Raw genomic sequence first — 13763 nt, 5'->3', positions numbered from 1 at the left:
TCGGTCCATATTGCGTGAGGTGAGCTCCCCGGGGAACATGGTGCGCGGCGTGGGATCAATCTTCTTTGGCCTCGTTGTAGTAGTCGTGGGCCTCGACCGCGCTGCGCTGTGCTGTTTCATCGGCCAGGCTGTCCTCGACCGCGACGTGCTCGGTTGTGTCATCGGCCAGGCTGTCCTCAATCTCGTCGATGGCCCTGGTCAGCTTCTCGATTGTCGAATGGCGGACGGTGGCCTCGGTGGCCGGGATCGGTGTAGAAGGTGCTTCGCTTGCCAGTGACTCGGTGACTGTCGGAATCGCGACGGCGGTTTCCTCCAGCGATTCTTCGATCAGGGGTCCGCCGGCCAGTGGTTCGCTGGTCAAGGAATCTGCGGCAACCGGGCCGTCGAGCAGAGAGTCGCTGCCAATCCCGGTGCCGGTGCTGGCAGCAGGCTCGGATCCGGAAACATCCGGAACGAAAGCCTCGGGAATGCCGACAGCCCCGGCGTCGGCTGTTGTACCGACCGAAGTAATGGGGTCACCCGTCATGCCCCGGGAGGGTGCCATCCCGGCGTCTTCCTCCACTGGTCCGGGCTCGCCGACAGGGATGACGGCCTCGGTCGCCGAGTCAACGACAGGGGCGGTCTCCGGTTCGTCGAGCATGCTCGGTTCCACCGCCATGACATTGGTGATTCCGTAGTGCGCGTAGAGTTCCGCCTCCTCGGCGGCATCAAGGTGCTTGTCCGGATCGACTCGTGGGGCACCTTTAACGAGTTGCGCATCGTAGGGGATGGTCACCTTCCCACGTTCGATGATGGCCCGGGATAATGGCGTGAAGGTTTCCTTCAGCCCGAACAGTCCCGTCTTGACCGTTATCCAGGTGGCCATCTTGGTCTGGTCGTCCAGGTACACCTGCCCGACCGGGCCGATGCGGGTGCCGTGCATGTCGAACACATCGGCATCGAAAAGATCATCGTAGCTGTTGTCCGCCATTCGCATCCCTTTCTCGTACTACAGCCCCGTGAGGCGTTCCACGCAAGAGGTTACCGTGCCGGGCCCCCGGAACTCGATCACAGGGGCGGTACGGCTGGGATGTTCTCAGTGCCTTAGCTTCGGTCCAACCGCAACCATCCCCGCCGACGACGGTCGAGACGCAGCCGGATTTTGTCGTGCCGGGTTACGTAAAAATAGATCGTCACGAGCGAAACGGCAACTGCAATCACTCCGAACAGCACCGTCCACCGCGGTCCCGCATTGTCGCCCAGCCAGCCCACCACCGGGGAGATGAGTGGGGTCATGCCGAGGGTGGCTACCGACCACAGGGCCATCACCCGCCCACGCATCTGTTCTGCCGTGCCCGCCTGCAGCATCGTGTTCGCGGTGACCAGGGTCGTGATGGCCGCCAGTCCGACGGGCACCTGCAGGATGGCGAAGAGCTCGTAGCTGGGCGATATGGCAGCGGCGAAGTTGAACACGACGTACCCAGCCATCCCGCCCAGCACGTAGCGTAGCCGTGGTGTCCCGCGCCCGGCCGACCACAAGGCCGCCCCTAGCGCACCCAAGCCCATTGCCGAACCGAGAATCCCGTACTCGCCGGGTCCCTTCCCGTACAGCGAGGTGGCCATCACAGCATTGGTGATTGTGAAATTGAAACCGAGGCCCCCCACCGCAACCCCGCAGGCCAGAACAATCAGCAGATCGGGGCGCCGTCGCATATAGCGTAGTCCCTCCCGGACCTTGCCTCGCCCCCTGCTGACCGGTGCTGGATGGAGTTCGCCAGTGCGCATTGAGGCCAGGGCGATCAACATCGCGACGAAGGTGGTGGAGTTCAGCAGCAACACCCACCCCGTCCCGGTCAAGGCAATGAGCACCCCGGCGAGTCCCGGGCCGATGAGCCGGGCGGTGTTGAAAGAAGTGGAATTGAGCCCCACCGCATTGGGCAGATCAGTGATATCCACGATCTCGGAAACGAAGGCTTGCCGGGCCGGGTTATCGAAGGCCGTCACCAGCCCGTCCACCACAGTCATCGCATAGACCATCCACAATTCGATGCGTCCAGTCAGTACGAGCAGACTGAGCAGCCCCCAATTAAGGGAATAGAGCATCTGGGTGGTCATCAAGATGCGCAGCTTCGGCAATCTGTCGGCCAGCGACCCGGTGAGCGGGGCGAGCACCAGCCCGGGGAGGAAGAGGATCGCCGTCACCCAGCCCAGGGCAGAGGCTGAGTTGTCGGTGAGTTCCACCAGCACCAGCCAGGAAACCGCGGTGCGGCCCATCCAGGAACCGATATTGGCGGCCAGAGCCCCTGAGAAGTAGATCCGATAGTTGCGAACAGCCAATGACGAGAAGATCGCTGACATCACTGGGAGCCTACGCTTGAAGCCTTCTAGGCGAACCGGATTCCGGGGAATGACCCGGCGGGGTGCCGTGGTGCAAGTTCGGCGACGCTAAGTAGACGCTAAGTATTGGGAGCCTGGAATGGCCCTCACAATCCCCTGAGGAAATCGGGATCGTCATCGGGGGCTCGTGGTTGGGTCGGACCGGATGCACCGGGGCGAGGGCGACCGAAGATCAGCCAAGCCAGCGGGCCCAGCCCAGGCAGAGTGATAACGACCACCGCCCACAGCCAACGCGGCATGACACGCACGTCGAGTTGCCCAGACTGGGCCACCTCGATGGTGCAGTAGATGGTCAGCGCAATGAGGACGATGACCGGAATGAAGCGTGCCACACCGACCAGCATAGTCAGCGTCGGTGCGCGGGTCACCAAAAGCTACGATGGCGATGTGCTAACCAGATGCCGTCCCGAGGAAGTACCGGTACTACTCGGCGGGGTCCTAGCGGGCCAGACGGTGCTGGCGCCGATCGGTGATGAGGCTACCGCGGCCGCTCTCGACCGGGTCGATGAGGAACCACCCATCGATTCTGGGGTGGTGGTCGGTACCTCCGGATCTACCGGGCAGCCGAAGCTGGTGGTGTTGTCCAGCGAGGCGCTCATCGCAGCGGCCGACGGATTCCGCACCCAGTACGGCTCCTTCACCTGGCATTGCGCGCTGCCGATGCACTATGTGGCGGGGATTATGGCCTTGGTGCGCGGGCACCTCGACGACCTTCACGGTGGGGGATTCCGCATCGCATCTCCGGACCTGAGCAATCTCGAACCCGCCCCGGGCCGTAACGCCCTGTGCGTGGTGCCCACTCAACTGCGCCGGGGACTCGCGGATCCGGCGCTGTGCAAGGTGCTCACCGCGTTCGACATGGTGATCGCTGGTGGAGCAAGCTGCCCGCCATGGATGCTGGAAAATGCTCGTCAAGCTGGGGTTCAGGTGGTCACATCCTATGGGATGAGTGAGACCTGCGGGGGAGTGGCCTACAGTGGGGAACCACTTCCTGGAGTGGACATCGACATCGTCGACGGCCGGATCACCATCGCCACTCCCGCTTTGGCCACCGGTTACCTTGGCGCCCCCGATCTTGCCGCCCGCACTTTCGTTGATGGCCGCTTGATCACCAACGACCGCGGAGCATGGGTCTGCGGCCCCAAGGGAAAGCGCTTGCAGGTGCTTGGGCGTCTTGACGATGTCGTGATTTCCGGTGGGGTCAATGTCGACTTAGGTGAGGTGCAGCGCCTGCTTGATGGGATCGGTCCTGGCTTGGCAGTGGTCGCGGTGCCGGATGCCGAATGGGGGCAACGCGTCGTGCTGGCAGCCCCGAACGGCACTCTGGCTGAGTGGCGGGACAGACTACGGCCCCACCTCGGTGCCCCAGCCCTGCCGCGTCAACTCCTCCTCGGAGCCCTTCCATTGACCGGCAGCGGGAAGATCAATCGCCGGGCGCTGGTTGAGCGGGCCGCCACCCGGGAGGGAATGACCAGCGATCATCTGGCAGGATGAATCGTTGTGACGATGCCGCACGGGCGTCGGGGGTGTGATTGGAGGATTGGGTGGCCAGCGTCGCCGAATGGGTGGAGGGGGCTCGCCTGCGGACCTTACCGGCAGCCATCGCTCCGGTCTTTGCGGGAAGCGCGGTTGCCATCGGCCACGACGGTTTCGTTCTGGTCCGGGCGCTGCTCGCCATGGGCGTGGGGCTGGCTTTGCAGATCGGAGTTAACTACGCCAATGACTACTCCGATGGGATCCGGGGCACCGATGAATACCGCGTCGGCCCGCAACGACTCGTGGGCTCCGGAGCGGCTGCCCCTGCTCAGGTGAAGCGAGCCGCCTTCGGCTGCTTCGGGATCGCCATGGTGCTTGGTAGCGGGCTGGTGGTACTCAGCGGCCAGTGGTGGTGGCTTGCCATTGGCGTGGCCTGCGTTCTGGCTGCCTGGTACTACACCGGGGGCCGCAATCCCTACGGCTATCGCGGTTTGGGCGAGGTTTTCGTCTTCATCTTCTTCGGTTTGGCCGCCACCTGCGGTACCACGTGGACCCAGCTAGGCGAACTCCCCGCGATCACCTGGGCCACTGCCACGGCCATGGGATTGATGGCCTGCCAGGTGCTGGTGTGCAACAATCTGCGCGATATCCCGACCGACACAAAGGCTGGCAAATGCACCCTGGAGACCATGCTTGGAGATGGGAACTCACGGCTGCTGTACTTGGTGTTGGGCATCGTTGCCGTGATGTGCTTAGTTGCGCATGCCGTCGTCATGGGCTGGTGGACCCTGCTGGGATTGGGAGCCTTGGTTTTCTTGGTACCTGCCATCCGCAATGTGCTGTCCGGAGCGATGGGCATGGCGCTGGTGCGCACCCTCAAACTCACCGGTTTCGCTGAGCTCGCCGCCGGAATCGGGCTATATGCCGGGGCGCTGATCGGAGCATGACCGAGCCCTTCGACGAGATCATCGTCTATGCCATCCCCATGCGTTCTCGCTTCCGGGGCATTGACGTGCGCCACGGGATGCTGCTGCGCCGCGGAGATCGTTGGAGCGAGTGGAGCCCCTTCCCGGAGTATGGCGACCGGGAGGCCGCCACGTGGTTGTGCGCAGCCCTGCTCACCGACGATCCCGTCATCGTGCGCGAACGGGTCCCGGTCAATGTCACAATCCCTGTCGTGTCCCCTTCCCGGGCCGCAGAACTGGTGAGCGCAGCCGGATGCACCACTGCCAAGGTCAAGGTTGCCGGGGCAGGCAGCAGCCAAGCCGATGATCTTGCCAGGCTCGATGCGGTGCGTAATGCCCTCGGGGCATCGGGTCGCATCCGCATTGATGCGAACGGCGCCTGGACCCCGATCCGTGCTGCCGAGGCGATCACGTCCATGGCCCGGATCGGCCTGGAATACGTGGAACAACCCTGCGCCAGCGTCGACGAACTCGCCGAGCTCCGGGAGATGCTCGCTCATAAAGGGGTTGGTGTACCGGTTGCCGCCGATGAATCCGTGCGCAGGGCCGCAGACCCACACCTGGTGGTGGCTCGCAATGCCGCCGATCTGCTCGTCATCAAGAACCAACCCTTGGGAGGGTGGCGTCGCTGCCTGGAACTCGCCGACTTTGGACTACCGATGGTCGTTTCCTCGGCGCTGGAGACCAGCATCGGCTTGTACGATTCGCTGAGACTGGCCGCAGCGCTGCCGGTGCTGGACCATGCCTGCGGCATCAACACCGCCCGGTTGTTCACCGACGATGTCGTCACCTCTTCCCTGATTGCCCGCGACGGTCACCTGGAGATCGGGCCTAGACCCGTCGTCGACCACCAGCGGGCCGCTACTTTGAAAGCCGACCGGACGACGACCCGCTGGTGGCGTGACCGGTTGGAACGCTGCCTTGATCTCGCCAGACAGTTCAATTCCGCGGAACAGGAGGAATCGTGAGTTCTCCACTGCTCGGTTCGGTCATCGTGGAAACTCTTGCCGCGGTGGGAGTCCGCCACATGGTGGTCTGCCCCGGATCGCGTTCCGCCCCAATTGCCCTGGCTGCTGCGGCCTCTACGATGACCGTCCACACCCGCACCGACGAACGCAGCGGCGGATTTTTGGGGCTGGGCCTGGCGCGGGCAGCAGGTATCGCCGCGATTGTAGTTACTTCAGGTACTGCCGTCGCCAATCTTCACCCGGCCGTCCTGGAGGCCGCCCACAGCGGGATTCCGCTGGTGGTGTTGAGCGCCGACCGGCCGCTGCCCCTGATCGGCACCGGGGCGAACCAGACCACCGATCAAACCGGGATCTTTGGTAACTGCCTGGTTGATGCCGCTCTCCTGTCCTCCACCGACGCCACCCCCGCGGCCTGGTCGCAAGCCATCGCCAGGGTGGTTCACTCCGCGCTGGGAACCCTGACCCGTGACCCTGGCCCGGTTCAGATCAACGCCATGTTCGGCCTCCCCCTGGTGGGTACCGCTCACCATCGGGCTGTCGCCCCACGAATCGTTCCCGGTCCACCCGCTCCGCCAACCATGCTGGAGTCGGTGGACGAGACCGTCGTACTGGTGGGTGACGCATCTGCTACCGCCGGGGCAGCAGCCGGGCAACTGGCCAAAAGGGCACGCCTGCCGCTGCTGGCCGAACCCTCATCCAATGCCCGAGTTGGCGACAATGCCATCAGCACTTACCGAGAACTGCTTGATACCGATCTAGGCCACGCCATCCGCCGTGTCCTGGTGTACGGGCATCCCACCTTGTCGCGCCCGGTTAACAGAATGCTGTGCCGGGACGATGTGGAGATCATCGCGGTCACTGACCGGGCTCGCTGGGTGGATCCGGGACACCGGGTGTCGCTGGTCACCCATGCCGTGCAGATACCGGAAGGCGATACCGCTTGGTTGACCGCCTGGCAGGAGGCTGACCGCCGTACCGAGCAGGAACTCGCCACCCGAACCGGGATCGCAGAACGGCTGCGGAATCTCATGTCGGCGGTGGTTGCCGCCGAGCCTGCCCACTTGGTGTGGGGTGCATCGAACACCATCCGGCATGCTGATCTGGCCCGGATTCCGGTCCAATCAACCACCCGATGCTGGGCGAATCGTGGCCTGGCGGGGATTGACGGCACCATCGCCACCGCGATGGGTATCGCTTTGGCCACCGGCCAGCCGGTCACCGCGGTGATGGGTGATCTGACCTTCCTGCACGACATCGGTTCCCTGCATATCCCCTCCGGTCAACCACTCCCACCGGTGCGGCTCATCGTCATCGACGACGATGGAGGCGCAATCTTCTCCGACTTGGAGGTCGCCGAGACCGATAGTTTCGAGACCATGTTCGCGATGCCGCACCGCCGCGACCTGGGAGCCATCGCCGAGAGTTTTGAGTGGCCCGTCACGCGACTGGGTCTCGACGAGGCCGCCGGAGCGGTTGCCGCTGGTCGTCTGCCGGAACGAGGTGTCGTGGTGGTGGATGCCACCGGGCGTTAAGCCGTGGATTAGTCATCAATCCTGGGTGCGCAGCCAGTCCCGCAGCGCCATCGTCGCCCGGACGTCGTCTTCGTTGTAGTCGAGGATTCGTTGCATGGTCTCGGAACGGGCTTGTTGATCGGTGGTGCGTAGCGCTTCCAGGAACCACATTTGTGAATTGAGACCCCCGGGGGCTTCATCGCGCCAGTCGAAGCCGGTGGCAGCGTGGGCCACGCTCTTCAGCCCCAATCCGTGGACGCCGAACCAGTGGCGTCGCATCGTCGAGAACAGGTCGAAATGGGCCCGGCGCATTCGTTCCAGCCCGCGGATCACCTGTGGATGCCCACTGGAGCGGGCAACCTTCGTCAGGTGCACCATCTCGTAGTCGGAGTAGTGGTAGATCCTGGCATCGGGATGCGCGTCCAGTATCTGGTTGAGCCAGGTCATCGCTTCAATGGCCAGTTCGTTCTCGATCTCGGAATCAATCTCCCGGAAACGGGCAAAACTCACGTAATGACCGTGGTCGTCGAGACATTCCCGATCACGTACCAAGAAGCCCCACAAGTAGATCCGGTCTCCTGGGGCGGCCTCGATATCCCAGTCGATTTCGATGCGGCTGGCCGGCAGGCGCATCGGTTTGTCATTGGTGCGTTCCAGTTCGATGCCCGAGGCAATCAGGTTTGCCCGGTGTGCTGCCAGACGCAGCCTGGTCTCAGCCCCGTCGCGGTGCGAGACCTCCGGAAGATAATCCCCCATCAGCGCTTCCAGATCGGCTTCGACGAGGTCATTCACCGAGGAGATGCCCATAGAACGCAGTACCGTGATTTCTCGTACGTCCAGCGGTGACTTGTCGATGCTGCGACTCAAATCGTCGGCACCCATTGTCGGGGCACACACCGGCCACCACGGGCAGGAAGCGCACTCCTTGATGTGAATCGGGAAAACCATCGGCGCCGGATCATCGGGGGCTCCGGTACGACGCAGCGCGTTGCGGGCCACCGAGACTCGGAAGGCATGTTCGTGGTCGTAGCGCTCCAAGGCCGAGCGGGACTTCCAACCAGTCTTCGACGAGCGGGCGAAAGTACGGATCTGCTTGGCCACCAGATCCACCCACACGATGCCCAGCACCACCGAGGAGCAATGCGAGGTATTCAGCCGTAGTGCGGGCTCGCCCTCGTGGCGGCGGGTTGCGACGATGGTGCGCACCAACTGGTCCTGGCCGATCAGCCCTGCCCACGGCACCCCGTAGGAAGCCCACCCGGCGGCCTCCAGCATCCGCCAGTAGTGAGCCATCAACATCATGTCCTGTTCCCGCCCGCTGCGCATTCGGGCATCGATCATCCCCATCCGGTCGGTGTGCAGGGGAGTGGTGAGCGGTGAGACACAGATGGTCCAAGAACGGTTGTGTCGCTCCAGCACCCGGTGATCGTGGATCTGGACGGGAAGGTAACCAGGTTCCCCCTCGGGAGTGTCGGCGCCGCGTACCAGCAGCGGGGGTGAACCGCGGCGTGCCCCTGCCCGGTCGACCGGAAGCCTGGGTGCGATAATCACTGAGACCCCGGATTCCACCGCATCACGGGTTGCTGCAGAGCGCACCTGAGGGTCCTCGCAGGCTAGGTCGCGCAGATCGACGGCCTCGGGGGTCAAGGCGAGGATGTCTAGCACCTTGTCAACGAATTCATGGTTGGTCATCCAGGCCTGAGCGGTCTGGGCACCGTCGTGTGCGGCCAGGGATTCGTCATCCTGGCGGGTGATGGTGGGGTCGTGGTGGTTGTGTACCTTGACCGGGCAACGGATCGCTGCATGAGCGTCGAGCAGGATGGCCTGCTCGGGGCCTGGGTCTGCATCCATGTCTATTTCGGGGCCCATCCGCGGTGTATCGCGACGATGCCACCGGTGAGGTTCTTCCAAACGACGTCGACCCACCCGGCGTCGAGCATCATGGCACCCAGGGCCGGTTGGTCATGCCAAGCGAGTATCGACTCGGCGAGATAGTCGTAGGCCAAGGCGTTGGAGGAGGCACGCTGAAAGCGGGGAATGACATTGCCCAAGTACCACGTGTAGGCCGCGCGGAATGGCGTCCAGGTGGGACGAGAGAATTCAGCGATCAGCAACCGGCCACCCGGTTTGGTGACCCGCAGCATCTCGCGCAGCGCGGCGGTGGTGTCGTGGACATTGCGCAGTCCGTAGGAGATCGTGACCACGTCGAAGGAATCATCCCTGTAGGGTAACTGCAGCCCATCGCCGGCGACAAAGTGCAGCCCGGGGTGCATCCGATGGCCTTGGCGCAGCATCCCCAAGGACAAATCGGTGGGGAACAACACGGCCCCGGCATTGGCTAGCGGCAGCGAAGATGTGCCGGTGCCGGCTGCCAAATCGAGGATCAATTCACCAGGTGAGGGCGCGATTGCGTGCAACATTGCTCTGCGCCACAGCCGTACCTGACCGAAGGTCAGCAGGTCATTCATCAGGTCGTAGCGCCGGGCCACGTCATCGAACATGCCGGCGATATCCTCGGGTTCCTTGTTCAGGTCTGCGCGTTGGGCCACCCGCATACCTTGCCACAGTCCGCCGCTAGGCCTAAGCTTGTACCACGTCGTGTGGAGAACCGGGTGCGATTCCCGGGCTGACCCGCAACCGTGACTGGGAGACCAGGAGCCGGACCGAAACTCGACGTTGCTCACCGGCTCGCCGTGGTCATCGGGTCTGGATTGTCCATCTGGGCAGCCCGACGTCGGGGCGGGTCAACGAGGCCCGGGTATGGACTCATGAGAAGAAGTCTTCATGGTCATGTCGTCCATGCGTGTGTCGGAGTCGTCCGACGGGGCCGCAGACGGGACGGTCCTGGTCCGGTCTGCGGTTCGGGCAGGTCGCGATGGATGACCTCCCTCATCCACCAGCCACACGCGGCCGCCTCGCGCACTCGGCAGTTCGGTCCGGGACCGCGACGGTGGTCCCGGACCGACCCGGCAACCGACGGCTGTGAGGATGCCTTTGAGGTGCGTCCGGCCGGTGACCGGGACACAATGGAGGACATGGCCAAACGCGAGAAGGTTCTCCAGGTCTCGGACCTCACCAAGAAATACGGTGACCATGTCGTCGTCGACGGTTTCAACCTCACGGTGCGTGCCGGTGAAGCCATTGCCCTTACCGGGCGCAACGGATCCGGGAAGTCAACCGTTTTGCGGTGCCTGATTGGCGCTGATCGTCCCACCTCCGGACGGGTTGAGGTGCTGGGCCGTAAGGCTTCGGAGACCGACCCGCAGTTCCGTACCGATGTGGCTACCATTGTCGACGATCTCGATTTTTTCCCTGACCTGTCGGTGGTGGAGCACCTCGACTTGCTGGCCCGGGCACATGGCATGGTGGATCCGGATGACCTGGTTGATGAGATTCTCGCCGAAGTGCAGTTGGTTCCTCAGTCTGGGCAGCTGCCGGGCACCTTGTCGTCGGGGCAGCGCCGCCGCTTGGCATTGGCTACCGCGTTGGTGAGGCCGAAGAAGTTGCTCATCATGGACGAACCCGAGCAACGTCTCGACGTTGAGGGAGTGTCTTGGCTCGGCAAACGACTCGCCCACGAGATGACCAAGGGGCTGGCGATTGTCATGGCCTCCCATGAACCACGCTTGGTCAAGGCCATGGGAGCCCGCATCGTGCGCCTTGGCGACGAATCCGAGACCAACGAATCCCTGGTCGAACCGGAGCAGGCGTTGTGAGCGCGAACTCGAAACGGCGCCGACGCCAGTCGAAACCCAACCGGCCGCAGAATCCTCCGCTGCCGGAGCCGGTCGAGGAGGAATTGTCCAGCTCCGAGTGGGAGCCCGCGGGTGATTTTGCCGATGTCGAGGACTACGAGGTCGCCCAGACTGACGAACGCCAGTTGCGGCTGCTGATGCGTGACTGGCGTCGCGGTCGGGCAACCAGGTCGTTGTGGGATATGGTGACCGACTCCTACGTTGCCCTGTTCTCGGTAGTGATGATCCTTGCCATGGTGGTTTCGGGCATCATGTCGATTCAGCAGTCCTCGGCAGGCTGCGGCACCGAGGCCTGCACAACCTCCCGCGGATTGCTGCCATGGCTGATGACTGCTGCGGTGGCGACGACCACCGTCAGCCTGTGCCGCATCTTCGGCCCGGTTACTGCCTCCGCGGCGGAAGGATTTTGGCTGCTTGATGCTCCGATCCGGCGTTCCCGGGTGCTCAACCGTCGACTTTGGACGGTCGTGGCGCTTGCCTTTACCGGTGGTGCGGCTGTCAGCGCCCTGGTGCTGCTTTTGTCGGGCCTGGCTTGGTATGCGGTAGTTCTGTGGGCGCTGGGTGCCGGAGGACTCGCAGCCGGGATCGTCGGGCTGTGCGCCCAGGAACAGGCGGCCGACCGGATGGTCTTCGTCCGGGTGGTGCAGTCCTTTTGGATCATTGTCGCCACAGCCACCCTGTTGGCCATGATTGCGGTATCCGCCGGATGGCTGAACCTTCCCCTGGACTTGGCGCACACCGAATTTGCCGGGTGGATCGTGCTGGGGATCGGGATCACCGGCGCGGTAGGTGGTGCCCTGGCGGGACGTATACACCTCGGGGGTGTCGGCCGGGCTCGACTGGTTAGTGGGGGAGACCTGCTCAGCGGCTTGCAGGGCGCGGCCTTCGCCTTGGACTTCGCCCTGATGCGCGACATCCTGGTCGAACGCCGCTGGATGGAACACGGCAATGTCACCCCTGAACGTGGCCGGGCGGTGGGAACTGCGGCCATCGTGTCACGTGAGATCCGCAAACTGCGACGTAGTCCGGGGCGACTGGTCACCCTGGGATTGTCGATTATTGTGCCCTATGCACTGTTGTCCATAGGGTTGGGCAATCTGACCCCGGCTCTGGCTGGGCTGGTGCTGGTCTTCGTGATGATTCCGCTATTCGATTCGATGCGCGTGGTGAACCGGACCAAGGGTCTCGCCCGGTGCTTCCCGATGTCGGCCTCCGAATTGAATACCGCATTGACGACGCTTCCCGGTGCACTTGCCATTGGCTGGGCCCTGCTTGTCACGCCCGGTTTCGTCCTGCTCGGTTCCCACCCGATGGGACCCATAGGGGCGGCCCAGGGATTCGTCACCGCAATGGCCGGGTACGTCGGGGCGATTCGTTGGGTAAGTGCCCGTCCGGCCGACTACTCCATGCCGATGGTCGCTACCGGCATGGGCGCCATGCCACCGGGGCTGATGTTCAACATGTTCCGCGGCATTGACATGGTCGCCATCATCACCCTGCCGCTGATCATTGGCTGGAGTCCGCTGATCTCGGTGGCGATTGCCGTCATCGCCTATCTGGTGCTGCGTTCGGGACAGCTCAATCTGAATGCCGAGGAACTGATGGAACGCAACCTGGAGGCCCGCCAGGAACTCGCCGCGCTGCGTTCCCAGTCCTCCGGCAAGCAGAAGATCACCTACACCCGCACCCGGCGCTGACTCACTCGGTGCTACTCCGCCTTGGCTCATGGTCGAAATAGGGCATGATGAGTTCACCGGAACAGCATCCCCGGGAATCCAACAGCCACCCCATCGACTTGTGGCTTCGCATGTGGACGATTGTTTCCGCGGGGGCCAGCCCCGGGATGGCTGCGGCGATGGAGGCCTCGACATCCGAGATCGCGCTGTGGTGGGCTACCCGCAGGTTGAGCCGTAGATTGTTCGCTCCGGTCAACCACATGCACGACCGCAATGTCCGCTGGCCACGGATCAATTCCATGATCCTGGGCTTGTGGGAGAAGGCGACCGTGGTGAGCCAGGTGCACTCCAAAAGCCATCCGGTGAATTCGGGCGCCACATCGCAGCGCATGGCGATTCGGTGACTGGCTCGTAGCCGCTGCAGCCTGCGGTGGACCGTGGTGGTGGGGCTGTCGAGGTCGGTGGCCAACGCGGCGACGCTGCGTCGGCCATCGGTGGCCAGCGCCTGGGCCAGGGCCAGATCGAGGTCCTGGGAGTTCACCCGCTCCCTGGGAACCTGTTTGGCGGCCTGCATGGCTTGGTCTCGGCTGACCGCATTCATCCGCCACGACTCGGTGCCGACCATGACGTCGGTGATCAGGGAGGTTCGGGTGCCATGTACCCCGTCGAGCCCGCCGATCCAGTCAATGATCAGCGTGGTGAAGGTCGGCATGTCCGGGGCGCTGATGGTAAGCAGCAGATCGCGTTCCCCGGTGGTTTCGTCGACGCTGAGGATCATCGGGTGACGGCACAATTCGCTGATCACTGGTGGGAGCCGCTCGGTGATGCAATCCACCTCGACGATGGCGCTCAGCTGCTGGTCCAGGGCTGGAAGGGTGGTGATCCATGCCAGGCCTTCGGCGTTCAGCCGAGCCCACCGATGGGATGCGGTGGTCGGGGAGATGCCGAGGATCTGTCCCACCTGGGCCCAGGGTATCCGGGGATCAATCTGCAACAGGTTGACGATCTTCAGATCGGTCTCATCCATGGACGACCT

At 63.7% G+C, this 13763-nt stretch carries 12 protein-coding genes; 6 read left to right on the top strand and 6 right to left on the bottom strand.

The genetic code is table 11. From position 1 onward, the window contains the following. Positions 1 to 55: 55 nt before the first annotated feature. The 3 genes from HMPREF1531_RS12650 to HMPREF1531_RS01290 all read right to left on the bottom strand — a co-directional run bounded on the left by HMPREF1531_RS12650 (position 56) and on the right by HMPREF1531_RS01290 (position 2708). Positions 56 to 970, bottom strand: coding sequence for a PRC-barrel domain-containing protein (locus HMPREF1531_RS12650; protein ID WP_016668083.1), 915 nt, complete (start codon positions 968 to 970; stop codon positions 56 to 58). A 113-nt stretch (positions 971 to 1083) separates the two neighbouring features. Beyond that, entirely contained in the window at positions 1084 to 2328 is a 1245-nt protein-coding gene (locus tag HMPREF1531_RS01295; RefSeq protein ID WP_198011053.1) for an MFS transporter, read from the bottom strand. A 134-nt stretch (positions 2329 to 2462) separates the two neighbouring features. Continuing rightward, positions 2463 to 2708 carry a PLD nuclease N-terminal domain-containing protein gene (locus HMPREF1531_RS01290; protein WP_036897958.1) on the bottom strand — a complete coding sequence of 82 codons (246 nt, stop codon included), beginning with the start codon at positions 2706 to 2708 and terminating at the stop codon, positions 2463 to 2465. Here HMPREF1531_RS01290 and HMPREF1531_RS01285 point away from each other — a divergent pair. From HMPREF1531_RS01285 to menD, 4 genes are read left to right on the top strand one after another with little or no spacing between them, the layout of a single operon-like run. Further along, positions 2695 to 3870, top strand: coding sequence for an AMP-binding protein (locus tag HMPREF1531_RS01285; protein WP_051123304.1), 1176 nt, complete (start codon positions 2695 to 2697; stop codon positions 3868 to 3870). The genes HMPREF1531_RS01290 and HMPREF1531_RS01285 overlap by 14 nt on opposite strands. Before the next feature lie 50 nt (positions 3871 to 3920). Further along, a complete protein-coding gene (locus HMPREF1531_RS01280; RefSeq protein WP_016668080.1) occupies positions 3921 to 4799 on the top strand; it encodes a 1,4-dihydroxy-2-naphthoate polyprenyltransferase in 879 nt (292 codons plus the stop codon). Then, positions 4796 to 5785: an o-succinylbenzoate synthase gene (locus HMPREF1531_RS01275; RefSeq protein WP_016668079.1), complete on the top strand. Its 990-nt coding sequence runs from the start codon at positions 4796 to 4798 to the stop codon at positions 5783 to 5785. Before HMPREF1531_RS01280 ends, HMPREF1531_RS01275 begins: the two co-directional genes overlap by 4 nt. Continuing rightward, complete coding sequence (gene menD / locus HMPREF1531_RS01270) at positions 5782 to 7317, top strand: 2-succinyl-5-enolpyruvyl-6-hydroxy-3-cyclohexene-1-carboxylic-acid synthase (RefSeq protein WP_016668078.1); 1536 nt, start codon at positions 5782 to 5784, stop codon at positions 7315 to 7317. The genes HMPREF1531_RS01275 and menD overlap by 4 nt, the downstream gene beginning before the upstream one ends. A 15-nt stretch (positions 7318 to 7332) precedes the next feature. On the opposite strand, the gene HMPREF1531_RS01265 is transcribed toward menD, so the two are convergent. Then, complete coding sequence (locus HMPREF1531_RS01265) at positions 7333 to 9165, bottom strand: TM0106 family RecB-like putative nuclease (protein ID WP_016668077.1); 1833 nt, start codon at positions 9163 to 9165, stop codon at positions 7333 to 7335. Next, a complete protein-coding gene (locus HMPREF1531_RS01260) occupies positions 9150 to 9851 on the bottom strand; it encodes a demethylmenaquinone methyltransferase (RefSeq protein ID WP_016668076.1) in 702 nt (233 codons plus the stop codon). Before HMPREF1531_RS01260 ends, HMPREF1531_RS01265 begins: the two co-directional genes overlap by 16 nt. Before the next feature lie 471 nt (positions 9852 to 10322). On the opposite strand from HMPREF1531_RS01260, the gene HMPREF1531_RS01255 reads away from it, so the two are divergent. Further along, positions 10323 to 11012: an ABC transporter ATP-binding protein gene (locus HMPREF1531_RS01255; RefSeq protein ID WP_442852408.1), complete on the top strand. Its 690-nt coding sequence runs from the start codon at positions 10323 to 10325 to the stop codon at positions 11010 to 11012. Then, complete coding sequence (locus HMPREF1531_RS01250) at positions 11009 to 12748, top strand: DUF6297 family protein (RefSeq protein ID WP_016668074.1); 1740 nt, start codon at positions 11009 to 11011, stop codon at positions 12746 to 12748. The genes HMPREF1531_RS01255 and HMPREF1531_RS01250 overlap by 4 nt, the downstream gene beginning before the upstream one ends. 1 nt (position 12749) lies before the next feature. Here the strand turns inward: HMPREF1531_RS01250 and HMPREF1531_RS01245 are convergent, their stop codons facing one another. Next, on the bottom strand, positions 12750 to 13754 hold the full coding sequence (locus tag HMPREF1531_RS01245) for an AsnC family transcriptional regulator (protein WP_016668073.1): 1005 nt from the start codon (positions 13752 to 13754) through the stop codon (positions 12750 to 12752). Positions 13755 to 13763 lie beyond the last annotated feature (9 nt).

This window comes from Propionibacterium sp. oral taxon 192 str. F0372, assembly GCF_000413315.1.
GTDB lineage: Bacteria > Actinomycetota > Actinomycetes > Propionibacteriales > Propionibacteriaceae > Brooklawnia.
The sequence above is the reverse complement of the archived record's forward strand: the minus strand, read 5'-3'. Positions and strand labels throughout refer to the sequence as shown.